Origin of the sequence: Vibrio minamisatsumaniensis (assembly GCF_050337445.1) — a bacterium.
GTDB classification, from domain to species: Bacteria; Pseudomonadota; Gammaproteobacteria; order Enterobacterales; family Vibrionaceae; genus Vibrio; species Vibrio artabrorum.
In genome coordinates, this window is record NZ_JAKJSY010000070.1 from 1 (window position 1) to 25,524 (window position 25,524).

A 25,524-nucleotide genomic window follows, 5' to 3' on the forward strand; every position below is an offset into this window, starting at 1 on the left:
AATAAAGAGTAAATAAAGCACTATAAGTAAGTCGCTATACTCCATATTGCATCATTTATTTTTACACTTTTCTCATTCAGTTTTAGACCACAAAGTAACTGTTCAAGAGGTTTTGTTCCGTAAAGTCACACATAGTTATCACTGTCTTGAGCACTTCTTATAACCTTAGATGTTGTAGCAGGCTAACCCCAAAAGAAGGAGCCTACCTAATCTCTCGAGTTTAACAATCACTTCAAAGACTGTACACAGCACGGTCATTATATCGATGTATCCATCAATATTTTCATTTATGTGCCAGTTACGCTACTATCATCTTGTACGGTGTTTGTAGTTCCATCAACTTGGTGAATTTAGCTATCGAACGATAAGGGGGAGTTGCAGCTCCCCTTTAGCCACGCGTAATAAAGTGAAAATCAAGCTACTTTTCTCTTACCTGCCAACATGTTGTCTCTACATGAATGTCGCTTGAGTGGATGACTCCCTGTTGAAAACAAAATTCTTACGCTAATTCGTTTTCAGCGTGTCTCTCCGTCTTATTTACTACAATTGAAAATATCGCAATCTTTCCTTTCAGATTCTCAGCATGATAGTCATCAGGAAATACGATTTCTAAATCAAACTCATCACCAGCTTTTTTACCGAGCAAGCCATCTTCAAAACCAGGTATCATTCGTTTTCCACCAACAACGAGTGGAAAGTTCTCAGCTTTCCCTCCTTCAAACGCGACTCCGTCAATTCTTCCTTGGAAGTCAATATACACTCGGTCACCATTATTAATGTGCTCATTAGTTTGCTGATAGTTTGGCAGCCGTGAATTTATCATCTGTCTCTCTGGATATTGAACGGACTCAGTTGACTTAGGAGTATATGGAGTTCTTTTAAAACTCTGAACTCCAAAAATCCGATGAGTCACATCCACAAATGAATCAACCTTAATGTTCCTCGTGGCTTTATCTGTAGATGAAACCCAAATCGGCTCATAGTTATCATATTCATAACTAGTGTGAACCAACATAAAGCGGCCATTAAGTTGCTCTACGAGATTGCCAACAAACTCACCAGTGATATTAGAAGTAACTCCATTTTGGTGTACTGCAACGACTCTGTAGTTGTTGTCTATAAGGCAGTTACCCAAGATCCAGCCACACCTGCTGCCGTTTATAGTAATGACTTGTTGGCCGTATTTAGCAACTCTGTGAGCAATAGTTAATATTTTCCATTGTCCTAAAGAATCCCTTAGTGGAGTAAACGGTGTATCTCCAATACTCATCGCAGTATGACCACTACTCACTTGCATACAGCTTATAGTATTACTGCTAAACTCAAGCTCACCTTTTTTATTAACAACCAGTGGTTGCCCCAAGTAGTTCATGCTAATTCGTTCAATGTTAACGGGCTTATCACCCTCAATGTTAAGTGTTAGCCCTACTACTCGTTTTTCAGGACGTATCTCAATACGCGTCCCTTTCCCCCACACATCATGGGAACCGAGAACGCTAGTAAACTGATTTCGATTTAAGCTCGCAACATATTTACCTTTGTTATCGTAAAATATAGCGCTAACCAAAAATGGTTCGCCTTTTTGTGTGGGAGGCTCTAACCACACCAAAGGCTTTCCATGTAAGGACAAGATGATTTCAACATCATCAAAGTGGCTAGTCCCGATTTGAACTGTTGGCATCACAGAAGGATCGATTTCTTCTCTTATGACGTTGTGCTTTTTGCAGTATGGAGCAGCCTTTGCATCCCAAACTCGCCTCTTAGATTTACGTTTTCCTGTAACCTTTCCGTGGCAACTCTCACAAAGCAAGGTCATTTTGGCTGGGTCATGCAGCTCTGCATCGTGGAACTCTGGTTCGATATGTTCATAGTCGCAAAACAGTGTCCCGCACACTACACAACCATACCCTGCATCTTCTCTAATTTGCTTTCGGATTGACTCTTCAATATAGCGCTTTAACCCATGCTTATTGGGATCATTTGTTTGTGCTACCACTGAAATTTCCTTAAAACTCAACAATATGACACTAGACTAATATACATTTCGGTATAAAAATAGCTGTATTTAAATGAATAACTAAGCTGCCAAAAGATTTCGCCGACAATCCTGATAAGCCTTGAAATCCCAACTTTCGGCAGGTCATGTTACCCAGTAGCTAGAGCCGTGTTACCAAGCTAACAGAACGTCGTCACCTCAACGCCTAATGACCATTAATGATCTAATAATGAGTAGAGCAAGTTACTGTATGCTTCTTTGGTTTGTCAGGCAAAATGATGAATGCTGTTAAATTTTGAGAAGTATTGTGGATTGGTAAAACGGAGCTGAAGCTCGTTGAAAAATTTTTCTGTACTGTTGTCGGTTATCAAGCAGAAAAGCCACTCTGACGTGTTCTACACTATAAGTCGTAAGGAGACTACGCAACCAACCTGCTAACGAAGAATCCAACAGCGCTTCGCAATTGACGAACCAAATCCATATTGAACTATCATGGCTCCGAATTATGTCCATGACCTGAGACGTTCTTCTGTAGTCCCCCTCAAAAGCCAAGAGATCGACACGAACCGTTCTCACTCCCAATGTATGGTTAATGCTATCGCACCTCACCTGTAGTCCATTATCCCACTCTTGATAAAAAGCGTGAAATCTGAAGATACCCAATTGCCAACACCCATGTATCAAGCGCTCTAATGAACCTACTGGATATTTTTCATAATCAGGATTGTTTTTTTTAGAATCAACTTTCAATTCACACCATCCATTAGCAATTAGTATTAATTAAAGAATAAATAATAAGGGTCATAATTCCATAAAACACGAATCACAAGGGAGTTTGCTAGATTAGTAGCAAAACCAATATGAGTCCGTCTTGACGGACTGGCACTAAATTCATCCAGTGTCCGTCTTGACGGACTGGCACCAAATTCATCCAGTGTCCGTCTTGACGGACTGGCTTAAATAGCTAACCAGCAATATCTATTTAAGCCCCCCCAGTCCTACGCTTAATCTCAATCAAAGGCTGTTCTAACATCTCCACAGCCTCATCTAAAGAGTCTATACGCACACCATGCTTATACGCATTGTATTGCCACAATACGAAGCGCTGCTTGTAGCGTTCTATGGTTTTATTGGCTTTCTTTAGCTCCGCCTCCAAACTCTCCACTTGGTTTTGCAAATACTCCATATTGCTATTCGCAGGGACAGTTTCAGTGGTAGCTTTTTCACGCAAATACTGCTTTCGTGCCGTAAAAGCTTCCTGAATTTCCTTGTAGCTCGACAGGGTTTGGCGGGTAACTCCATCTATTTGCAGTAAAGCCATGATTTCTTCACACAACAGAGGCCAAGTTAGCTTGCCTTTCCATGTTTCGATTCGATGTAAGACATCAGGCATACTTTTACTTGTAATGACCATTTTAGGCATCTTTATAGCTCCATTAACTCAAATGCATCATCGGCAATACCGAGTTCATCTGGTGATTCGATTTCCAAATTTAATCCCTTGCCCCTCAAAACTTCCTTCACAGGCGATGGATCATACTCATCAGGAATTCGAACCACTGCACCGTCTGGTGTATTTTCATCTTCTAGGATGCGGACTTTAGTACGAATGTGAGCTAACCGCCAACCATGATGACTCACCCAACGGTCTGCCCCGAATGCCCCCATACCCTGATCTTTCATGGCCTTTTTAAACTGACCTTCTACTTCCTTTTCCCGCTTCTTAAGCAACTCTAAAGAGTCACTAAAACCCTTGATACACACCATTTCCTTGCAGGTTTCACAATCACCATTGCGCTGGCAAGGTGACATTGCATAATCGTGCTCGCAAACACCTAACTCAGTGACAATGGCGGAACCCGCCAAGTCTTTGCCAATGTCCTCAAAGGTCACAGGAAGCCTACGCTTAATTTTCTCTAGCACGCCAATATCTTCGGGGATCATCAAATCTACCACTTGTTCGGCTTTTTCTGCTTCCGTCCGGTGGTCGTATTTACTGTTATCCCCTACTTTTGCACGCCCAGCCCAGTTGGCTAAGGTCAGCTCATCCATGCCGCCACTTTCAGCCATAGTGCTTAGCCAATGACGCGCCTTGTGTGTTGTCAACGCAATAGGTTTACCACTTTTCAGACTAAACCCGTATTTATTCCATAGAGTGCGCTCACCTTTAGACTCCTTCTGCACAAAGCGGTCATTAATATGATTAACAGTGGGTATACAGAATGAAAAAGCTCGTGACTCAAACTCTGCATGGAACTCATTCTCGCGATGCAATATCAGTGCCTCTGAAACCTTAACGTGCTTATCCTTATCCACAAACGGCCATTTCGGGAACTTCTTGGTATATTTTTCAAACTCATGTTTGCCGAGTATCTTGTAAGAAATAGGTCCATCACCACTAGTGAGTAGATTTATCAACCACTTTGGTGTTGGTGCTGCATTCGTAAACTCCTTATAATTTGTTGATAATGCAGCATTAAACTGATCAATTGATAACGACTTATCCGCAGAAAAACCCTCGGGCGTGATACAACCTGCATGTACCATAAACCGCTCGGGGTGCTCCTCGGCAAACTTGGCGGCATTACGGGCTGGGGCACCGATGCGCTTAAGGCGTTCAACCGCCTCCACCACAATGTCTTGCATTACAGTTGGCACCCACTTAATACCCTCTTTCCCTTTTTTGGCTGGCACCCAGCGAATACCCAGTTTTTGGTCACCAGCGCGGTCTTCTTCCCACACTAAGCAATCTACAGGCAATACTGTTTGCTCAGATGCTCTAGAGGGAGCAGTCATCAACAGTGCGTAAAGAGCCGTAAAGTATTCCGCTTCAACACCTAGCTGCGGAGCTTTACTGAAAACCTCAGCGACAAGCATCATCTCCTCTGAGCTTGGCAGATTTCCCGTTCGATATTCCTTACCTTTTGCATCAAGCGAAATCGTCAGATCGCTATCCTTGCCGTAAGGATTAGACCACTCTGGCAAGCTAGGCGTGATAAGTTGATCCCGACAGAAATCAAGCATCAACTCCATTTGATAGCCCGCTTTGTTTCTTGCTGTTGCTTCAGAGAGTTGGTGATGAAATACCTCATCCAATCGCTCCAATACGGTACCATCGAGCAACAAAATGTCAGCCTTACCCGTAGCCAGAATCAACGCCTCTTCAAGCACCCGAATGGCTTCCATGTGGCGTTGTAAATTGGCTACAGGCTTATCCGTATACAAGTTCTTAATATACGCCTTAGCAAAATCTAAGAACGGAGCAGAAATAGGTTCATAGTGATACGAATTTGATGGCTTTAATTTAGTAGAAAAGCGAGCTACAACCTTACGCTTACCTTTCAGGGTCTCCCATTTGTTTTCGTGCCAGTTATTAGTATCAAACGCAGTCAAATGGGTACGGCAGCTAATAATGAACCCGTTAAGGTTTTGCATCCCTGTGAGTTCCGCTTTTGGCGTAAACCGAATCACATTACTTGTCATAACTACTCAACCTCCCGAGCTTTTTCATCTCTGTACATGCTTGCACCACCCATTCCACAGCAAGAATCAGCGTATCCTTGGTCGAGGCGTATTGCTCGCTTTTAGTTGCTTTCAACCGTGCCTCTTTCTCTGCATAGAGGCTATCTAGGAACTTCTCATGAGGGGCATCCAGAAGGGGGCGGAATTTTTCGCACAGGTAACAGGCTTCGTAGCCTTTCAAACAGAAGTCATTGGTGCCACAGGCACCGACAACCTCATTATCTTTATTTGGAATACGTGCCGATGGGTCGTCACGGCGTTCGCCATCACCTACCTCCTCGATGATCTGCCCCTTGAAAGCCTTGGCAAAGGGTGCCAATTGCTTGCCAATAGCCTTGTCGATATAAGTGACTGTGTCAGCCGTGTTTTCTGTGTACACCTTGACGTTTTGGGTGTCTGACTGATCTAAGGCTTCAGCAATAACAAAAACACTTACGCCTTTACGACCAAGATTAGTCCCACGGGTACGGCGGAAACGCCGTGCAGAAAGCTGGATAATATCACCTGTACGTTCACTGACAGCTTCGTTGAAAAGGCTGACTTTTCGCATGAAACCGTCGGCTAGCTGAACTGTGGACATATGAAAAACATCTGTAGACAGAAGCCCGTCTAACGTTCCAACATCAGTCTTTTCATAACGCATTCGACCGAGCAGATGTTTAGTCGTTGACCAATCAACAGTGGCGTTAATCCCTTTTGCCTCTCTGTTAGCTTCCCTCCCAAAAACTTGCTCAGCTTTTCTTGCTCTTGCTCAATCAGGTTGATAAGAGTTAAGTAAAGTTCTTCTGTGATAGCTAGCTTCTTAAATCCCCCCCTAAATCCAACACCCCGCTGCTTAGCGCGAGGGATGTTGAGGTAGAAATTAACCGCACCTGTTTTTGGGCAGTGTTCTTTTAAAAGGTCTTTCGCCTTTAACTGGCGCAGTTGTATTGCTCGTCTTGCTGTAGCTTGCAGAAGAAATAGGTAGCTATAGCACGGTAAAGAGATTTTATCTTCCGCAAACAGTCGAATCAGCTCGTTTGTAACTGCAATTTGCTCGTTCTGGGTTAGTGCTCCTGAGTACGGACATCGATTGGCAATGGCTACCCCTTTTTTGTTGCCAGCTAATCTCATTCCCTCCAAAACCCTTACCACTTGGCTGCTGATACCACTGTAGCCATAGTCGTACCAGCTAATTAAAAAGCTACGAAGCGACCCCAAGTACCATTCGTGCTCATCGTCAAGCATAGCTCGCCAGTTACGGACAACATGCTCATCTACGGACTTGCACCCTGTGTCACGTACCATCCGCTGAAATCGCATATACATGTTTAAGGTGTGGGCGGCTGAAGCCTCTTCCGCATACCGTGCCAGTGACTTCCTGAACCCCTCATGGGTTTTCGGCTCTAATGACAATACTTCGTGCTGAAAGCGGACTGTCACGTCCTTATTCAAGACCCACGTATCGGCATTAATATCAAAGCTGTATCCATCCCGTGAAGTTTTCAGTGGTGATGCCAGACTGGATAAAGCGGTTTGCCTTGAAGCCACCAACGCAAGATTACTCATTACCGTCTCCATTTTTTTCTAATTCTTTTCTGGCTTCAGCAGCCTTCCTTTGAAGATCTTCTTGTTCCATAAGGGATACTTCGTTAGCTTTTCTAGTGACATGGCGCTGGTTGTAAACATTCCCCGATGTCTCACTGGAGTGTCCCATCTGATGCTTACGCATTTTAGCCTCTGTGCCACTATCTATGTGTTTATACCCATTCACACCAAATGCTGCCAACTCATTGTTTTTGTCAACTTTTTCTGAAAAAACCTCATTCCAGCTGTGCCTGAAGAAGTGTGGATGAATAACTTCAAACCTTGCATCGACAGCCTTCATCATAGGCACGATGGTGTTATCAAACGTAGATTCAGAGACTGGGTGCCCCTGAGTAGAGCATTTACGATGTGTAACAAAAAGGTAGGGGTGCTTATTGGCATTGGGGGTTTTGGCGCGGCACTCAGTAATGTAGTGATTAAGCAACTCGGTTGTCTCGTTGCTGATCCGCAGCATCCTCTCTTTTGTCTTAGCTACAGGCTGCTTAGTGCGTGCATCATTCTTGTCATCATGTGTCCGCCTAACCCAAATCGACTTTTTATCACCATGGAGTGTCATGTCTGTCAGCATTAGAGAAAGCATTTCACCACGCCGAATACCATGTTTATCCATTAGGTGGAACATCAAATGATTGCGAAGGCGGGTATCTTTATGTTTGAACGGGTTCTTAGGGTGCTCAAAGTGCGCCGCAGCCATAAACTCTTGAACTAAGCCATCAGGGATAGCTTTACTGTTTGTTTTATCCTGCACATTTTTGCCCTTTCCTTTAGGACGGGCGGCCTTGAATTGCTTCTCCATTTGATTAATGGAACGGTAGAGCTTTTCGTTAGCTGTGCGACTGACTGCCAACTTGGCAAGGAAGGTTAAATATTCTATGACAGACGTCATACGGTTGTAATGGTGGTTACGACCAACAGACGGCATTACATCAATTAATTTAGGTTCGTCAATCATACTGACGACTTTGTTTCTACCTTTACTAACTTTTCTTTTAACACCTTTTAAGTGATGAATATCCAAAGCAAGATAAGATTTAATACTCTCGATATCTTTTTCGCTAAGAAACATCCCTTTTTGAAACTCGGCATACAGGTCTCGCTGCTCCTTTTCCTGCCAACCTAAAAACCACTTCACATGATTGATCTTATTTGTAATGGTGTTTTCAGCTTTGCCGACCGAGCGTAACTTGGAAGTCACCCACAATGTCACATGGAAGTGGGGCATCGCCTCCTCGTCCATCAAAACCGGATAGCGTTCACCATTTTCAAAAACCAGTGTTTCAATAGTGTATGTAGCCATACCCTGAAGCCTTTATTTTTACACTTTCAATATACGTAATCACCATATAATCACAACTTTATCGTTTTAAAAAGTGTAAAATAAAAAAAACCCAGCATTTCTGCTGGGTTAGAGTGTATTACGTTACAAGTCTACCGTTTTTATTTACAGTATTAACTTATACGTTTCCTAAAATGGGATGTCATCATCAAAATCCATTGGCGGTTCATTATATTGAGGTTGAGCCGGCTGTGGTGCTGATTGTTGAGGTGCTTTCTGCTGCTGTTGAGCTGGAGCACTGTATTGCTGTTGTTGTGGCTGTTGTGGCTGACCCCAACCACCCTGCTGTTGGTTATTACCCATACCACCTGGAGCAGGAGCACCACCTTGAGCGCGACCACCCAGCATTTGCATTACACCATTGAAGCCTTGAACGACGACTTCTGTTGTATAGCGATCTTGACCGCTTTGATCTTGCCATTTACGAGTTTGAAGTTGGCCTTCAATGTAAACTTGAGAACCTTTACGTAGGTATTCACCTGCAACTTCCGCCAGTTTTCCATACAGAGCAACACGGTGCCACTCTGTTTTTTCACGCTGTTCGCCAGTCGCTTTATCACGCCATGACTCTGACGTTGCAATAGTAATGTTCGCTACTGCGTTACCATTTGGCATGTAACGAATTTCAGGGTCATTACCTAGGTTACCCACTAATATAACTTTGTTAACTCCACGGCTAGCCATGATTTGCTCCGTCTAAATTCATAGTCTCAAAACATTTTAGCGCATAAGAATAGCACGCTTTTCTACAGTGATAAATCGCATTCCCATTCTCCCCTCACGACAAAGAATAAAAACGTGATAAATCATGATATTTAGATCGATGTTGCTTTTTTCTCCACTTACAAACCACTCATTTACTTTGATCATTGATATTCAACGCAAGACATAAATAAGACGCTAGAGATGAGAGATTGTGCATGACAACGTAGAACCTCACACCACTAATAGCAGGACTTTCAATGAAAACTTCTCGATACGCTCGCACTTTACACTTTCTGTGTGCTGATCCAAGCGACACCCACCTACACATAAAGGAGATTGGAAAACACCTATCAATCCCGTGCTACAAAATGACCCCGGATGAATTAATGCTCGTTGATAGGAAAAGGAGTAACCGCATCTTACTCGTCGATTACAAAGAGGGACCACAACTCCGTCTTGATTGTGCGAACCTGAACGTAATGTGGAAAAACCATGAGATCATTTTGTTCAATGTCCCTCAACCACTTTCTACTTCAGAACTTCTTACCTACGGCGTATTAAAGGGGCTCTTTTACCACACCGAGCCAAAAGACAAAATCGCGCTTGGTCTTCAAGCCGTGATAGACGGGCAAAATTGGCTACCAAGAAAGGTAACTAATCAACTGTTATTTTATTATCGTAATATGGTCAATACTAATACCACGCCGACCAATGTCGACTTAACCATTCGAGAAATCCAGGTGATTCGCTGTCTGCAATCTGGATCATCAAACACACAAATCGCCGACGACTTATTTATTAGCGAGTTCACCGTCAAATCTCATCTTTACCAGATATTTCGTAAGCTGGCGGTTAAAAATAGAGTCCAAGCCATCGCATGGGCAAACCAAAACCTGCTTGCGTAATCAATGCTTCGTCTCTTAGTTTTACGATAATGTTGAGGTAAGCTCTCGTAAACCATAGCTATTGTTACTGAATTTTCGACCTCAATTATGCTAGAGTAGCCCTCAGAAATATCAACCACTCAGGTTGAATCCATAATTATTATAGATAAAGGGTCTTATTATGATCAAAAAGTGCCTTTTCCCGGCAGCTGGCTACGGTACACGTTTTTTACCTGCCACCAAGTCTATGCCTAAAGAGATGATGCCAGTCGTAAACAAACCTCTGATTGAATACGGTGTAGAAGAAGCGATCGAAGCGGGTATGGATGGAATGTGCATCGTGACTGGACGTGGTAAGCACTCAATCATGGATCACTTTGATAAGAACTACGAACTTGAGCATCAGATTAGCGGCACGAATAAAGAAGATTTGCTGATCAATATTCGCGAGACGATTGAAGCAGCAAACTTCACTTACATTCGCCAACGTGAAATGAAAGGCCTTGGTCATGCAATCTTGACTGGTCGTGAATTAGTTGGTGATGAACCCTTCGCAGTTGTGCTTGCCGATGACCTTTGTGTGAACGAACAACAAGGGGTATTGGCTCAGATGGTCGCGCTATACAAACAGTTCCGCTGCTCTATTGTCGCAGTTCAAGAAGTACCTGAAAACGAAACACACAAATATGGCGTTATCTCGGGCGAGATGATTAAAGATGACCTTTTCCGTGTCGATGACATGGTCGAGAAACCAGAACCTGGGACAGCTCCAAGCAACTTAGCGATCATTGGTCGTTACATTTTGACTCCAGATATCTTTGAACTTATCGAGCAAACAGAACCGGGCAAAGGCGGCGAAATTCAGATTACCGATGCTTTGCTAAAACAAGCAAAAGCCGGTTGTGTATTGGCTTACAAATTTAAAGGCCAACGCTTTGACTGCGGTAGTGTCGAAGGTTATATCGAAGCAACAAACTACTGCTTTGAAAACCTATACAAGAAAGACCAAAAGCAAATCGAACTCGGTAAACACTCGACAAAGAAAGAAGCATAACGACGGGTTAATCACTTGCGTTACAGATGCTAGAAAGGGCGACGCTTTGGGTCGCCCTTTTGTTACTGTTTTTTTATCCAGTAAAACTTTGCACAAATCTCACTCTATGTAATACTTTAGCCACTGAAAATTACATGGCCTGTTGAGATGGATAAAATAGAAATCAGAGGTGCTCGTACACATAACCTCAAAGACATTAACCTAACCATACCTCGTGATAAGCTGACGGTTATCACCGGCTTATCCGGTTCAGGCAAATCGTCACTTGCGTTTGATACTCTCTACGCAGAAGGTCAACGTCGTTATGTTGAGTCTTTGTCGGCCTACGCCCGTCAATTTCTATCTCTTATGGAGAAACCTGATGTCGACCACATTGAAGGTTTATCTCCAGCCATCTCCATCGAACAAAAATCGACTTCACACAACCCTCGCTCAACTGTCGGTACCATTACTGAAGTCTATGACTACCTTAGATTACTTTATGCTCGAGTCGGTGAACCACGCTGCCCTGATCACAATATCCCTCTCGCTGCGCAAACCATCAGCCAAATGGTCGACAAGGTATTAGAACTGCCTACTGGCTCAAAGATGATGCTGATGGCTCCGATCGTCAAAGAGCGTAAAGGTGAGCATGTCAAGACACTGGAAAACCTAGCAGCACAAGGTTTTATCCGTGCTCGTATTGATGGCGAGACCTGCGACTTATCCGATCCACCAACACTTGAGCTACATAAGAAGCACACCATAGAAGTCGTCGTCGACCGCTTTAAGGTTCGCCCGGACCTTCAACAACGTTTAGCCGAATCATTTGAAACAACACTAGAGCTCTCTGGCGGTATCGCTGTCGTCGGTTGGATGGAGGATAAAGAACAAGAAGAGATCGTATTCTCTGCCAACTTTGCTTGTCCAAAGTGTGGCTACAGTATGCAAGAGCTAGAGCCTCGCCTGTTTTCATTTAACAACCCGGCAGGTGCATGTGGCACGTGTGATGGCCTTGGTGTTCAACAATATTTTGACCCAAGTCGAGTGATTTTGGATGACAAACTGAGTCTTGCTGAAGGTGCGATTAAAGGCTGGGATCAAAAAAATTACTACTACTTCCAGATGTTAACGTCGCTATCAGACCATTATGGCTTTGATCTGTATGTGCCATTCAACGCTCTTCCCACAAAGACTCAAGAGATCATTCTCAAAGGATCCGGTCGTACTGAAGTTGAATTCAAATACATCAATGATCGTGGTGATATCCGAGTTAAACGTCATCCATTTGAAGGGATTTTAAATACGCTAGAGCGTCGCTACCGTGATACGGAATCTAACGCAGTACGTGAAGATCTTGCCAAATACATCTCAACGAAATCTTGCTCTAGCTGCAGTGGTACTCGCTTAAGACTGGAAGCTCGAAATGTTTTCATTGGTGATACAACACTGCCTGAAATCGTTGAGCTCAGTATTGCTGACGCACTCCAATTCTTCCAAGAGTTGAAGTTAGATGGTCAGCGTGGGCAGATCGCTGATAAAGTGATGAAAGAGATCAATGATCGTCTGCATTTCTTGGTCAACGTTGGTTTGAACTACCTGAATTTATCACGCAGTGCTGAAACGCTGTCTGGTGGTGAGGCACAACGTATTCGTCTAGCAAGTCAAATCGGTGCTGGTTTAGTGGGCGTTATGTATGTACTCGATGAACCATCTATTGGGCTCCACCAGCGTGACAATGAACGCCTGTTGCAGACTTTGATTCACTTGAGGGACTTAGGTAATACGGTACTTGTTGTGGAACATGACGAAGATGCGATTCGTTGTGCTGACCATGTTATCGATATCGGCCCAGGGGCAGGTGTTCATGGTGGTCACGTGGTTGCAGAAGGAACCATGCAAGACATCATAGAAAACCCGAACTCTTTAACAGGGCAGTACCTGAGCGGCGCCAAAGAGATTGCAATACCAAAACAAAGAACGCCTATCGACAAGAAAAAGATCGTCGAGATCGTTGGTGCAACAGGGAACAACCTAAAGAATGTTACCGCAACCATTCCTGTCGGTCTGTTCAGCTGTATCACTGGTGTATCAGGGTCAGGTAAATCAACACTCATCAATGACACCTTCTTTAAAGTCGCCCACACTCAATTAAATGGTGCAACGACAGCTGTTCCAGCGCCGCACAAAAAGATAAAGGGCTTAGAGCATTTCGACAAAGTGATCGATATTGACCAAAGCCCCATAGGTCGAACGCCAAGATCGAATCCTGCTACCTACACCGGAATTTTTACTCCTATTCGAGAGTTATTCGCTGGTACTCAGGAATCACGATCTCGTGGCTACAAGCCAGGCCGATTCAGTTTTAACGTTCGAGGCGGTCGCTGTGAAGCTTGTCAGGGAGACGGAGTGATCAAAGTCGAGATGCACTTCTTGCCGGATGTATATGTGCCATGTGATGTGTGCAAAGGTAAACGTTATAATCGTGAAACTTTAGAGGTCCGCTATAAAGGTAAAACCATTGACGAAGTTCTAGAGATGACCGTTGAAGATGCTCGAGAGTACTTCAATCCGGTACCCGTTATTGCTCGTAAACTGCAAACACTCATAGACGTTGGCCTTTCCTACATTCGCCTCGGACAAGCAGCCACAACCTTGTCTGGCGGGGAAGCTCAACGCGTTAAGTTAGCACGAGAGCTATCGAAACGGGATACAGGAAAAACCTTATACATTCTTGATGAACCAACCACTGGTCTTCATTTCCACGATATTCAGCAGCTATTAAACGTACTCCATAGGCTGCGTGATCACGGTAATACCGTGGTCGTGATTGAACACAACCTAGATGTCATTAAAACCGCAGACTGGATCTTAGATCTTGGTCCTGAAGGTGGTCAAGGCGGTGGTGAGATTGTTGCAGAAGGTACACCTGAAGATGTGGCGTTGGTCGAAGGTTCACATACTGCTCGATTCCTTAAGCCTATGTTAAATTTGAACTCAGTGTAAAATAGCGCCCAGCGAGCAGACAGAAAAATGTTAAAGTCACAGAGCTTGTTTCAGAAGGAACAAGCTCTGTTTTTATAAGGTTAGGGATTTATGGCAACAATACACACTAGCGGTACCCTGCTAGAAAATCAGGTAACTCAACTACCACTCAATAAAGCATTTTTGGCATCTTTAGCTGTTGTATTCTTGTTAGCCATGCATTTTTTTATGCCAAATCCTGGTGGATCTGGCCTTGCGTTATCATTTAACCCAACCACTTGGCTAGCGCTAAGCTTCACGCTGGCCATTGGCTTTTACCAACTCGCAACCAACCGAGCTCTCAAGTATTCAAAATTAACCGTAGGCTTGCTGATCAGCTGCGTGATACTGACACTACCGATATTTTACACTAACGCCTCTCCTCAAGCGGCGTCAGGGCGCTTACTTGGATTATGGGCAGGCTTTGCATTATTTGTTGTCCTCCAGCAATTTAAATTCAGCAACAAACATAAGCAGCGTATGTTGTGGTTCATAGTACTTGCTGTCGTTATACAAGCACTGTTTGGCTATGTGCAATATTTCTTATTAGAACCTGGCAACCTATTTGGCTACAACACAGCGACAAACCGACCATATGGGATATTTCAGCAACCTAATGTCATGGCTAGCTTTTTGGCTACGGGTTTTGTGCTGTCCGCTTATCTTTTAGCGAGGCAACCAACTAAGTATAATCACAAAATTAGCGAGTCATTCCTACTCTACCTAACCCCAACCTTAACCGTACCACTGCTGATTATCATTGCATCACGTACTGGATGGTTAGCGGCCTCAATCGGGTTGATATGCATTCTGCCTTATCTATACAAGTTCTCGACTAAAAAGCGATTTTACGGTTGGTGTACATCCATCGTAGTCGGCATCGTTGTTGCCTTTTCGGTGATAAACCTCAGCGCAACCGATAGTCTCGCGAGTAAAAGGGTAAACTTAGAAAGCCCACGAGCTTATACCTTCCCTCAAGCGCTAGATATGATGATCGAAAAGCCATTTACAGGTTATGGCTACGGAAAGTTCGAAGCCGAATACATCCTATACACGGCTCGCCAACACCAGCTCAACTCGAGCTATCACCCAGGCCTTCCTTCAATGGATCACCCGCACAATGAGTTCCTATTTTGGGGCGTTGAAGGAGGAATTGTACCAATCATCGGGATCTTGATGGCCGCGATATTGGTCATGTCACGTATAGCAAGTTCAGCAAAGGGCACTCGTCTAGCCCTGATCGCGTTGTTCATTCCAATCCTTTTGCACTCTCAGCTTGAGTACCCTTTTTACCACTCAGCGATTCATTGGATTACATTTATTATATTGATTTACTGGGTCGATCAACGCTCTTCTCGACATTATCAACAACCGTTCAGCATCATCAGTAAAACCCTGTTTAGAGTGTCGAGCTTAGTGGTACCTATCTTGATCAGTTTTTATATGTTGAGCGCCTTGCACACCAATTATGTACTGACTAAATTTGAAGTGTCTAAGCCTAAAAACCCGGACATTCTTAAGCTAGTAACGAACCCTGTGGTATGGAAAGATCGCTACGATTGGGACATTTACAGCACTTACCTTAATATTGGTCTCTACAAAGCTGATCCAAGCCTTATACAGCCTTACATTGATTGGTCACTGGAGATCATAAAGAGAAAGCCAAGACCGGCTTTCTACAGCAATCTGATTCTGGCATATCAAGGCCTAGGAGAAGAAAGTAAAGCGGAGCAAATTCGTAGCGAAGCGAGCTTTTTATTCCCTAACAGAGACTTTTCAAAGATTCAGTATAAGCAAGTGCCGCCAGCAGAAGATAACGTATCATCAACTGAATGATAGTGAACTCTCAGCACTCAAGTACCATTTAACCGTTTGGGGTTAGTCGAAAAAAGCGCATGATATCTCATGCGCTTTTCTTTTTAATTTCAGTTCATTGCAACTATTTCAATACATCTTTTAGCGCTTTTAGACACAACGCGACATTCTCTTTACGCGCACCGTAGCCCATTAAACCAATACGCCAAGTCTTACCGGCCAACGAGCCAAGCCCTGCGCCAATTTCAAGATTATATTCTTCTAACAGCTGGGCTCTAACTTTTGCTTCATCAATCCCTTCAGGAAAATAAAGCGCATTTAATTGAGGTAAACGACTCTCTTCATCAACCACAAACTTTAACCCCAAAGCTTCGACACCAACTTTAAGCGCTTGATGCATCGCGTAGTGACGTGACCAAGCATTGTCCAAACCTTCATTTTTCAGTACAACCAAAGACTCATGTAGAGCATACAAGCTGTTCACGGGCGCCGTATGGTGGTAGCTCCGCTTACCTTCTCCACTCCAATACCCTAGAACCAAACTTTGATCTAGGAACCAGCTTTGTACTGGCGCTTGACGGGCTTTCATCTTATCGACGGCACGCTGAGAAAATGTCACCGGAGACAGGCCAGGAACACAAGACAGACACTTTTGGCTTCCAGAATAAACCGCATCAAGCTGCCATTCATCAACCAACAATGGCACACCACCCAATGATGTCACAGCATCAACAATTGTTAACGCATCAAACTGACAAGCGACAGCTGAAATAGCTTGAGCATCAGATAGTGATCCGGTTGATGTTTCTGCATGCACAAAAGCAACAGCCACGGCATCGGGATTTTCCACTAACGCTTGTTCTACCTTTGCAACGGAAACGGGCTTGCCCCACTCGTCATCAACCAGAACCGCTACACCACCACAGCGTACAACATTCTCTCGCATACGTTCACCAAAAACACCGTTGCGGCAAACAATGACTTTCTCGCCAGGCTCAATCAAGTTAACAAAACAAGTTTCCATTCCCGCACTGCCCGGAGCAGAAACGGCAATCGTAAATTCATTCTCTGTTTGGAATGCATACTTAAGAAGTTGTTTCAGTTCATCCATCATCGCGATGAACAACGGATCGAGGTGGCCAATAGTTGGACGGCTCAAGGCCTGTAAAACTTGAGGAGAAATATCTGAAGGCCCCGGTCCCATTAACGTTCGGTGTGGCGGATAAAAGCTCTCGATGGCCGTTGTGAGTGTTAAATTAGACATGTACATCCCTTACGTTAATGATGTGAATATTCCACCCTAAAGCAAATCGATCACCTCAGCAATTAGACAGAAGTATTGATGTCATACCAGTGTCACATAATTGTTAAAATTATTTTTACGCCTATCTCCAGTTACAGATTGACATTATTGCCGGAAACACGTTCAATGAAACGGCTATCTAGCAGAAGAGGAGCACTGCCCAGGCAGGTGTTTTGTGGAACCGCATTTCCAATACAAAACATTGATGGGGAGCAGTGCCGAGATAATAAAAGGATGCAGACTTTTATTGTCGGTTGAGCGGGCTGAATCCCGGCAACTGTCACCATATATCTATGGTGAAGAGCTTCTGAGGTGACTATTCTAATCATTCCTCTCTTTTTGCTCTAATACTCTCTTCGAAAAACATCGGACGTTGGATTACCCAACCGTAATTTTATTTTAGGAAGTCGTGGGAGATATATCGTGAGTGCATCTAATGTAGTTGGTTCTTTTAATGTCGCTAAGTTTGGTGGAACAAGTGTTGCCAACTTTGAAGCAATGAGCCGTTGTGCTGCCATTATTGAAAACAACTCCAATACAAAACTGGTTGTAAGTAGTGCATGTTCTGGTGTCACAAACCTACTGGTTGAACTGGCAAATGGCGTTCAAGACAAAGCTCGTCGTCAGGAATTAATGGCACAATTAACAGACATTCATAACGTGATTCTTGATCAACTCGCAGACTCGATTAGCATCGAGAAAGAAGTTCACGGTATTCTTGATGATATTGCGAATGCAGCAGAGGCCGCATCATTCCAAACCAGTGCCAAACTGACTGATCACCTTGTCGCATGTGGTGAGCTGATGTCGACACATATCCTCGCTCAAATCATTCGCGAGCGCGGCACACCAGCGGTTCGTTTTGATATCAGAGAAGTGCTGCGTACTAATGATGATTTTGGTAAAGCCGAACCTCAGCTAGAAGACATTGCTGCTCTAGCGCAAGAGAAACTGATCCCACTTTGCCAGCAACAAGTTGTCGTTACTCAGGGGTTTATCGGTGCTGATAGCCAAGGTAATACCACGACTTTGGGCCGCGGTGGCAGTGATTATTCAGCGGCGCTGATTGCCGAATCTGTGCAAGCGATAGGTTTAGAGATCTGGACGGATGTTCCAGGTATCTACACAACAGATCCTCGTATTGCACCTAAAGCATCGCCGATTCCAGAAATCAGCTTCAGCGAAGCATCGGAAATGGCAAACTTTGGAGCGAAAATACTGCATCCATCAACGCTAGTTCCGGCACTCCGTCACCAAATCCCAGTATTTGTCGGCTCCTCTAAAGCTCCTGAACTCGGTGGTACATGGATTCGCCAACAAGTTGAAAGCTCTCCTCTATTTAGAGCGCTTGCCCTACGCTGCAATCAAACCATGGTTACGCTGCGCAGCGCTAATATGTTCCATGCTTACGGCTTTTTAGCAAAGGTATTCGAGATCCTGGCTAAACATAAGATCTCTGTTGATCTGATCACCACCTCAGAGATCAGTGTTTCACTCACTTTAGACCAAACAGATACCTCTGGTGGTGCACCAGAATTACCAGAAGCGGCTCGAATTGAACTTGAGGAACTGTGCTCTGTGGATATCGAGCACGGCTTGTGCGTTGTGGCTCTTATTGGCAATAACATGAGTGAAAGCAAAGGCTATGCAAAGCAAGTTTTCAGTACTCTGGAAGATTTCAACTTACGTATGATTTGTTACGGAGCAAGCCCACACAACCTGTGTTTCTTGCTAGATGAATCTGTTGCTAAGTTGGCGATTCAAAAACTGCACCAAGAGTTATTTGAGTAGAAAATGCGTTTATCATCGACAGATAAATAACTAAATCACAGCTACAAAAAGGGTTGCTCTTGAGCAACCCTTTCTCTTTTTTACTTTACGAATCCAAGCTCGTCATAGCCTAAAAGTTAGTTAATGTTTGGCCCTAACCACTTCTCGGCTTCTAACATATCCCAACCTTTACGGTCGGCATAGCTCTCCAGTTGATCCTGTTGAATCTGTGCAATAGCAAAGTATCGGGCATCAGGATGTGAGAAGTACATACCAGATACTGAGGCACCTGGCCACATCGCATAGCTCGTCGTTAATGACATATCGATCGATTTTTCAACGTCCATCAACTCCCATAACGTGTCTTTCTCTGTATGCTCAGGACAAGCAGGGTAACCCGGGGCTGGACGAATACCTTGGTATTTCTCTCGAATCAAATCGTCGTTAGACAAATCCTCATCTGGCGAGTAACCCCAAATATCCTTTCTCACTTCTTTATGCAGATACTCCGCGAACGCTTCAGCTAATCGATCAGCAACTGCCTGAATCATAATGGCGTTGTAGTCATCGCCTTTCGCTTTGTATTCATCAGCCAATTCTCGCTCACCAATGCCACCCGTTACCGCAAATCCACCAATCCAGTCTGCTTTACCGCTATCTTTTGGCGCGATGTAATCAGATAAACAATAGTTAAAGCCTTTTGGTTTTTCTGTTTGTTGACGAAGGTTGTGTAGAACCTTTAGAACTTCGGTACGAGATTCATCGGTATACACCTCAATGTCATCACCAACACTGTTCGCTGGGAACATGGCACACATACCACGCGCTTCAAGCAACTTCTCTTTCTCGATGCGATCCAGTAAATCGTTGGCATCTTTGAATAGGCGTTTAGCTTCATCACCCACCTCTTCATGATCAAGAATTGCAGGGTACTTTCCGACTAATGACCATGTCATAAAGAATGGGGTCCAGTCGATGTACTGACGTAAAGTAGATACATCAAAATCATTGAAGATATGTACACCCGGCTTCGCAGGGGCCGGTGGAGTATAAGCATCCCAATCAATAGCCACTTTGTTAGCTCGTGCTTTCTCAAGCGTAACAGGTTTAGTACGAGGCTTTTTACGATGGTGTTGGTCTCTAACCCGATCGTAATCGATATCCAACTTCTCAACGAAAGCGGGTTTCAATTCATCTGACAGTAGTGAAGTACAAACACCGACAGCACGCGAGGCATTATTTACATAGACGACAGGTTCTGAATAATTCTGTTCGATTTTGACTGCAGTATGTGCTTTAGATGTCGTTGCCCCACCGATTAACAGAGGCTGTTTAAAACCTTGCCTCTCCATCTCTTTAGCAACATGAACCATCTCATCCAGTGAAGGCGTGATCAAACCCGAAAGACCGATGATATCGACGTTCTCCTCTTTAGCGACCTTAAGGATTTTTTCGCATGACACCATCACACCTAAATCGATAATTTCGTAGTTATTACACTGTAAAACCACGCCTACTATGTTTTTACCGATGTCATGAACATCGCCTTTGACTGTCGCAAGTAAGATTTTCCCGTTAGTTGCACCTACATCTTTGGTTGCATTGATGAACGGTTCTAAGTGAGCAACCGCCTGCTTCATAACACGTGCAGACTTTACAACCTGTGGTAAGAACATCTTACCCTCACCAAACAGGTCACCAACTACGTTCATGCCATCCATTAAAGGACCTTCTATCACTTCAATAGGACGAGAGGCATTAATGCGAGCTTCTTCGGTATCTTCAACAATAAAGTTAGTGATACCTTTTACTAAAGAGTGCTCCAAACGCTTCTCTACCGGCCAAGTGCGCCACTCTAATGCCGATTTATCCTCAACCTTACCGACAGCGCGCTCTAGGTATTCAGTCGCGATATCAAGCAAGCGTTCGGTTGAGTCATCACGACGGTTTAGTACGACATCTTCAACCGCATCACGCAGATCTTCTGGAACATTATCGTAAATTTCCAACTGACCCGCGTTTACAATACCCATATCCATACCATTTCTAAAACAGTGATATAGGAACACCGCGTGAATCGCCTCACGGACGTAATTATTACCGCGGAATGAGAATGAAACATTCGACACACCGCCAGAGATCATCGCATGCGGGAGATCGCGTTTAATGTCCCCTACCGCCTCAATAAAATCAACCGCATAGTTATTGTGTTCATCGATACCAGTCGCCACTGCGAAAATGTTCGGGTCAAAAATAATATCTTCTGGCGGGAAACCGACTTCATCAACAAGAATGTTGTAGGCATTGGTGCAGATCTCAACTTTACGCTCTCGAGTATCCGCCTGACCGACCTCATCAAACGCCATCACGATGACAGCAGCACCATAACGACGAACTAATTTGGCTTGCTCAACAAACTTATCTTTGCCTTCTTTTAGAGAGATGGAGTTAACAATGCCTTTGCCTTGAATACATTTCAGGCCAGCTTCGATAACTTCCCACTTAGAAGAATCGACCATAACCGGCACTTTCGAGATTTCAGGTTCTGAAGCACATAGATTGAGGAATTTAACCATACACGCCTCGGCGTCTAGCATCCCTTCATCCATGTTGATATCGATAATCTGAGCACCGTTTTCGACTTGCTCTCGAGCCACACTCAACGCTTCATCGTATAATTCTTCCTTAATGAGGCGCTTAAAGCGAGCTGAACCGGTAACATTAGTCCGCTCACCGACATTCACGAACAAAGACTCTTTAGCAATCGTCAAAGGCTCAAGTCCAGAAAGACGACAAGAAACCGGCAAATCAGGCAATTGACGTGGCGTTACACCTTCAACAGCCTCTGCCATTTGGCGTATGTGTTCTGGCGTTGTACCACAACATCCGCCAATTAAGTTCAAAAATCCACTTTCAGCCCACTCTTTAACATGTTCCGCCATCTCTTCGGGAGAAAGGTCATACTCACCAAATGCATTGGGCAGACCCGCATTAGGGTGTGCAGATACATTGCATTCAGAGATACGAGACATCTCACCGACATATTCGCGCAGTTCATCTGGGCCTAATGCGCAGTTCAAGCCGAATGAGATAGGTTTAACATGACGAAGAGCGTTGTAGAATGCTTCTGTCGTCTGACCTGAAAGGGTACGGCCTGATGCATCAGTAATGGTACCGGAGATCATGACTGGTAAAGTAATGCCTACTTCTTCAAAAACAGATTCAACCGCAAACGCACATGCTTTCGCGTTTAAGGTATCAAAGATAGTTTCGATCAAAATAAGATCTGAGCCGCCTTTGATCAGAGCTCGAGTTGATTCAGAATAGGCCTCAACCAGTTGATCAAAGCTAATATTACGATAACCCGGATCATTAACATCCGGGGAGAGAGAACAAGTTCGGTTAGTTGGACCTAACACACCCGCCACAAAGCGAGGTTTGTCAGGGGTCTTTGCGGTCCATTCATCAGCCGCTTCACGAGCAAGCTTAGCAGCAGCAAAGTTAATTTCTTCACTAAGGCTTTCCATATCGTAGTCAGCCATAGCAATGGTTGTTGCATTAAAGGTATTCGTTTCGAGGATATCAGCCCCCGCTTCCAAATACTCGGTATGGATACCTTTGATAAGATTAGGTTGTGTAAGTACCAAAAGGTCGTTGTTCCCTTTTAAGTCACTATGCCAATCAGCAAAGCGCTCACCTCGATAGTCCTGCTCGTCCAATTTACGATCCTGAATCATGGTACCCATACCACCATCGATCAGCAAAATTCGTTGCTTCAACAGAGATTCAATCTTTTGCCTTATATTACTTCCCACAATACAACCTCATTCCTTTAATTATTCGTCCATCCTATCACACATTAAAAAGGAGTCTAGACGTCTAAATGAGTAAATTGATTACCGATTCATGACAAAAAATGGTTGCTATTTGAACATGAGACAACGAAAATTCATATTCACACTTTGTCACATATTGGAATCCCAATGTCAGTCTATTACACCTTATGCTTCTTATCCGCAGCAGCCATGCTTATTGCTTTAGTTAATAGCAAAATTGGTAAAATGCAGACAACTATCGCGATTACCGCTGGTTCAATGATGTTATCTCTATTAATCATCATTGCAGGGCAAAATAATTGGTTCCAACTATCTGATATCGCTTCAGAAACTGTAGCTAGTATCAACTTTGAAGATTTCCTACTCAAAGGAATATTAGGGTTCCTACTCTTTGCTGGCGGATTGGGGATTAAGTTACCTAATTTAAAAGACCAGAAATGGGAAATTACAGTGCTCGCACTTGGTGCTACGCTCTTCTCAACGTTCTTTGTTGGCTTCGTTCTATATGGGTTTTGTCAGTTGATCGGCATTCATTTTGATCTGATTTACTGCTTACTTTTTGGCTCACTCATATCCCCAACCGACCCAATAGCCGTTTTGGCAATAGTTAAGAAGCTTAATGCTCCTAAACGTATATCAACTCAAATTGAAGGTGAGTCACTTTTCAATGATGGCTTTGGACTTGTCATCTTCGTGACCTTATTTACTATCGCATTTGGCACAGACACTCCAACCGTCAGTAGTGTCGCACTGCTATTTATCCAAGAAGCGATTGGCGGCATCGTTTATGGCTTTATTTTAGGGTTAATCTTTCATTACTTGATCAGTACGACTGATGACCATTCAATGAAATTACTGTTAACGATTGGTGTCCCAACTGCAGGTTATGCTTTTGCTGAATATCTGCATGTTTCAGGACCTTTAGCCATGGTGGTTTCGGGTATCATGATTGGGAATTGGACACGCTTTATTGGCTTCTCAAAAGAGAGCGAGGAGCATCTAGACCACTTCTGGGAATTAGTTGATGAACTATTGAATGGTGTATTGTTCCTATTAATTGGTATGTCAATGTTGTTATTTAAATTCCATCAAGAAGACTGGATCTTGATGGCTTTCGCTGTTCCTTTAGTACTAAGTGCTCGTTACTTAAGTGTTTTCCTATCTTATATCGGATTCAAACGCTTTAGAACTTACAACCCGTGGTCAATTAATATTCTGACCTGGGGAGGCTTGCGTGGTGGTCTAGCTCTGGCGATGGCACTTTCAATCCCTTCCGGCATTTGGGTAATTGAAGAAAAACTCATTGATGTAAAAGAAATCATCCTCGTTATGACCTATGCGGTCGTTGTATTCTCTATCTTAGTACAAGGCTCTACGATTACTCCTATGATCGAAAAAGCGAAGCAAGCAGAGAAAAATTTAGATTAACATCTCATGATCTCGCTCTAAAATACATTGCCGATTGTTATTAAGCCAGTAGCCCCGTTACTGGCTTTTTTCATGCACATCACTTGGTGTTCTCGTCACTAATACCAATGAAAGTAAACATATGATCGAATTGAAACTGATAAATTATTGTGAAATTTAGCCATCAATAGCCTGAATAATACCGATTTCAAAAAGCTAGTGAGCCAACAAAAAACCATTCAGATAAAGGTTCACTTACTAGCGCTTGCACACTTTAAAGACAGCCTCTCTCGTGCACAAATTGTAAAAGCCCTCAAAGTCAGTCGGAACAGTGTGAATAAATGGGTTAAGACTTTTTTTGAAGAAGGTTTGGAAGGACTTGAAGAGAAACCCTGCACAGGTAGACCTGCCTACATCACTGAAGGACAACGAAAACAACTCAACGAGTTTATAAAGAAAAAAGCCGAATCACCTTCTGGCGGACGCCTTGTCGGGAGCGATATACATGACTACATCGTTAAACTGTGATAAACACTACCACCCTAATTCCATTTATTATCTCCTCGCCCATATGGGGTTTTCTTGGATAACTTCCTGTTCCAAACACCCTAAACCATCACAGAAAATCCAAGACGATTTAAAAAAATTCCAAATCGAAACGATCCTTAAGATCCCCAGCCGTGTTGATGTCTGGTTTCAAGATGAAGCTCGATTTGGTCAGCAGAACATTACAACACGTCTTTGGGCAGCTAGTGGGACGAGACCTCGCTTGGTAAAACAGCAGCAATTTGATATTTGGCTCTGTATGTCCATCAAGAGGGATTGGTGTCCAAATCATAGAAAGCAAAAAGGCTCTAGCATTTCTGCTAGAGCCTTAAATATGGCAGGGGTGGAGAGATTCGAACTCCCAACACGCGGATTTGGAATCCGCTGCTCTGCCAATTGGAGCTACACCCCTAAAACTTTTTATTACTTCAGATTCGAAAAAACCTCGCACTAGGCGAGGTTATCGAATAAGTGGCGGAGTGGACGGGACTCGAACCCGCGACCCCCGGCGTGACAGGCCGGTATTCTAACCAACTGAACTACCACTCCGCAGTGGAATACTTGTCGTCGCTGACAAGTGTTCATAATTTAAAGCCTGGCGATGTCCTACTCTCACATGGGGAAGCCCCACACTACCATCGGCGCTATTGTGTTTCACTTCTGAGTTCGGCATGGAATCAGGTGGGTCCACAATGCTATGGTCGCCAAGCAAATTTTGCTTTTACTTTCAGTTTTTTAAAAACTGAAGGCAAAATAATCT

Annotated in this window: 15 protein-coding genes, 2 tRNA genes, 1 rRNA gene, 1 pseudogene and 1 riboswitch; of the genes and pseudogenes, 7 read left to right on the forward strand and 12 right to left on the reverse strand. The window is 43.8% G+C overall.

The window, feature by feature from the left end:
* Positions 1–505: 505 nt before the first annotated feature.
* The 7 genes and pseudogenes from L4B77_RS15195 to L4B77_RS15225 form a co-directional block, all read right to left on the reverse strand.
* A pseudogene (locus L4B77_RS15195) lies at positions 506–793 on the reverse strand (FKBP-type peptidyl-prolyl cis-trans isomerase); the annotation flags it as partial.
* A 2,185-nt stretch (positions 794–2,978) separates the two neighbouring features.
* Positions 2,979–3,419, reverse strand: coding sequence for a hypothetical protein (locus L4B77_RS15200; RefSeq protein WP_192889867.1), 441 nt, complete (start codon positions 3,417–3,419; stop codon positions 2,979–2,981).
* A gap of 2 nt (positions 3,420–3,421) precedes the next feature.
* Positions 3,422–5,479: an integrase gene (locus tag L4B77_RS15205; RefSeq protein ID WP_429751428.1), complete on the reverse strand. Its 2,058-nt coding sequence runs from the start codon at positions 5,477–5,479 to the stop codon at positions 3,422–3,424.
* A complete protein-coding gene (locus L4B77_RS15210; RefSeq protein WP_429751430.1) occupies positions 5,469–6,161 on the reverse strand; it encodes a hypothetical protein in 693 nt (230 codons plus the stop codon). Before L4B77_RS15210 ends, L4B77_RS15205 begins: the two co-directional genes overlap by 11 nt.
* Positions 6,128–7,066 carry a hypothetical protein gene (locus L4B77_RS15215; protein ID WP_429751432.1) on the reverse strand — a complete coding sequence of 313 codons (939 nt, stop codon included), beginning with the start codon at positions 7,064–7,066 and terminating at the stop codon, positions 6,128–6,130. The genes L4B77_RS15210 and L4B77_RS15215 overlap by 34 nt, the downstream gene beginning before the upstream one ends.
* Positions 7,059–8,402: a site-specific integrase gene (locus L4B77_RS15220; protein WP_429751434.1), complete on the reverse strand. Its 1,344-nt coding sequence runs from the start codon at positions 8,400–8,402 to the stop codon at positions 7,059–7,061. Before L4B77_RS15220 ends, L4B77_RS15215 begins: the two co-directional genes overlap by 8 nt.
* A 168-nt stretch (positions 8,403–8,570) precedes the next feature.
* Positions 8,571–9,125: a single-stranded DNA-binding protein gene (locus L4B77_RS15225; protein WP_429751436.1), complete on the reverse strand. Its 555-nt coding sequence runs from the start codon at positions 9,123–9,125 to the stop codon at positions 8,571–8,573.
* Positions 9,126–9,403: 278 nt separating this feature from the next.
* Between L4B77_RS15225 and L4B77_RS15230 the strand changes: the two genes are divergently transcribed.
* The 4 genes from L4B77_RS15230 (at position 9,404) to L4B77_RS15245 (ending at position 15,923) form a co-directional block, all read left to right on the forward strand.
* On the forward strand, positions 9,404–10,051 hold the full coding sequence (locus L4B77_RS15230) for a LuxR C-terminal-related transcriptional regulator (RefSeq protein ID WP_429751438.1): 648 nt from the start codon (positions 9,404–9,406) through the stop codon (positions 10,049–10,051).
* A gap of 160 nt (positions 10,052–10,211) precedes the next feature.
* Positions 10,212–11,084 carry a UTP--glucose-1-phosphate uridylyltransferase GalU gene (galU, locus tag L4B77_RS15235; protein WP_261838737.1) on the forward strand — a complete coding sequence of 291 codons (873 nt, stop codon included), beginning with the start codon at positions 10,212–10,214 and terminating at the stop codon, positions 11,082–11,084.
* 147 nt (positions 11,085–11,231) lie between these two features.
* Entirely contained in the window at positions 11,232–14,069 is a 2,838-nt protein-coding gene (uvrA, locus tag L4B77_RS15240; protein ID WP_429751440.1) for an excinuclease ABC subunit UvrA, read from the forward strand.
* A 90-nt stretch (positions 14,070–14,159) separates the two neighbouring features.
* Complete coding sequence (locus L4B77_RS15245; RefSeq protein ID WP_429751442.1) at positions 14,160–15,923, forward strand: PglL family O-oligosaccharyltransferase; 1,764 nt, start codon at positions 14,160–14,162, stop codon at positions 15,921–15,923.
* A gap of 103 nt (positions 15,924–16,026) precedes the next feature.
* On the opposite strand, the gene L4B77_RS15250 is transcribed toward L4B77_RS15245, so the two are convergent.
* The gene (locus L4B77_RS15250) at positions 16,027–17,166 is read right to left on the reverse strand and encodes a pyridoxal-phosphate-dependent aminotransferase family protein (RefSeq protein ID WP_429751444.1); all 1,140 of its coding nucleotides are present in this window, start codon (positions 17,164–17,166) and stop codon (positions 16,027–16,029) included.
* A 177-nt stretch (positions 17,167–17,343) separates the two neighbouring features.
* Positions 17,344–17,520: riboswitch (Lysine riboswitch) on the forward strand.
* Between the two features lie 108 nt (positions 17,521–17,628).
* On the opposite strand from L4B77_RS15250, the gene lysC reads away from it, so the two are divergent.
* Positions 17,629–18,996 carry a lysine-sensitive aspartokinase 3 gene (gene lysC / locus L4B77_RS15255; protein WP_372066852.1) on the forward strand — a complete coding sequence of 456 codons (1,368 nt, stop codon included), beginning with the start codon at positions 17,629–17,631 and terminating at the stop codon, positions 18,994–18,996.
* Positions 18,997–19,112: 116 nt separating this feature from the next.
* Here lysC and metH read toward each other — a convergent pair whose 3' ends face one another.
* Positions 19,113–22,790, reverse strand: a complete 3,678-nt coding sequence (gene metH / locus L4B77_RS15260) for a methionine synthase (RefSeq protein WP_429751446.1) — start codon at positions 22,788–22,790, stop codon at positions 19,113–19,115.
* Between the two features lie 168 nt (positions 22,791–22,958).
* Between metH and L4B77_RS15265 the strand changes: the two genes are divergently transcribed.
* On the forward strand, positions 22,959–24,239 hold the full coding sequence (locus tag L4B77_RS15265) for a cation:proton antiporter (RefSeq protein ID WP_261838731.1): 1,281 nt from the start codon (positions 22,959–22,961) through the stop codon (positions 24,237–24,239).
* A gap of 198 nt (positions 24,240–24,437) precedes the next feature.
* Positions 24,438–24,746, forward strand: coding sequence for a helix-turn-helix domain-containing protein (locus L4B77_RS15270; RefSeq protein WP_429751448.1), 309 nt, complete (start codon positions 24,438–24,440; stop codon positions 24,744–24,746).
* A 353-nt stretch (positions 24,747–25,099) separates the two neighbouring features.
* Here L4B77_RS15270 and L4B77_RS15275 read toward each other — a convergent pair.
* The 3 genes from L4B77_RS15275 to rrf form a co-directional block, all read right to left on the reverse strand.
* Positions 25,100–25,176, reverse strand: a tRNA-Trp gene (locus L4B77_RS15275).
* A 60-nt stretch (positions 25,177–25,236) separates the two neighbouring features.
* Positions 25,237–25,313, reverse strand: a tRNA-Asp gene (locus L4B77_RS15280).
* A 44-nt stretch (positions 25,314–25,357) separates the two neighbouring features.
* Positions 25,358–25,473: ribosomal RNA gene (rrf, locus tag L4B77_RS15285) — 5S ribosomal RNA — on the reverse strand.
* Positions 25,474–25,524 lie beyond the last annotated feature (51 nt).

Bases quoted from the DNA above. Each gene is read 5' to 3' on its own strand.
- galU (WP_261838737.1), top strand. From the start codon at position 10,212: ATGATCAAAAAGTGCCTTTTCCCGGCAGCTGGCTACGGTACACGTTTT.
- L4B77_RS15245 (WP_429751442.1), top strand. From the start codon at position 14,160: ATGGCAACAATACACACTAGCGGTACCCTGCTAGAAAATCAGGTAACT.
- L4B77_RS15210 (WP_429751430.1), bottom strand. From the start codon at position 6,161: ATGCGTTATGAAAAGACTGATGTTGGAACGTTAGACGGGCTTCTGTCT.
- L4B77_RS15215 (WP_429751432.1), bottom strand. From the start codon at position 7,066: ATGAGTAATCTTGCGTTGGTGGCTTCAAGGCAAACCGCTTTATCCAGT.
- L4B77_RS15265 (WP_261838731.1), top strand. From the start codon at position 22,959: ATGTCAGTCTATTACACCTTATGCTTCTTATCCGCAGCAGCCATGCTT.
- L4B77_RS15230 (WP_429751438.1), top strand. From the start codon at position 9,404: ATGAAAACTTCTCGATACGCTCGCACTTTACACTTTCTGTGTGCTGAT.
- uvrA (WP_429751440.1), top strand. From the start codon at position 11,232: ATGGATAAAATAGAAATCAGAGGTGCTCGTACACATAACCTCAAAGAC.
- L4B77_RS15205 (WP_429751428.1), bottom strand. From the start codon at position 5,479: ATGACAAGTAATGTGATTCGGTTTACGCCAAAAGCGGAACTCACAGGG.
- L4B77_RS15220 (WP_429751434.1), bottom strand. From the start codon at position 8,402: ATGGCTACATACACTATTGAAACACTGGTTTTTGAAAATGGTGAACGC.
- L4B77_RS15250 (WP_429751444.1), bottom strand. From the start codon at position 17,166: ATGTCTAATTTAACACTCACAACGGCCATCGAGAGCTTTTATCCGCCA.
- L4B77_RS15200 (WP_192889867.1), bottom strand. From the start codon at position 3,419: ATGCCTAAAATGGTCATTACAAGTAAAAGTATGCCTGATGTCTTACAT.
- L4B77_RS15225 (WP_429751436.1), bottom strand. From the start codon at position 9,125: ATGGCTAGCCGTGGAGTTAACAAAGTTATATTAGTGGGTAACCTAGGT.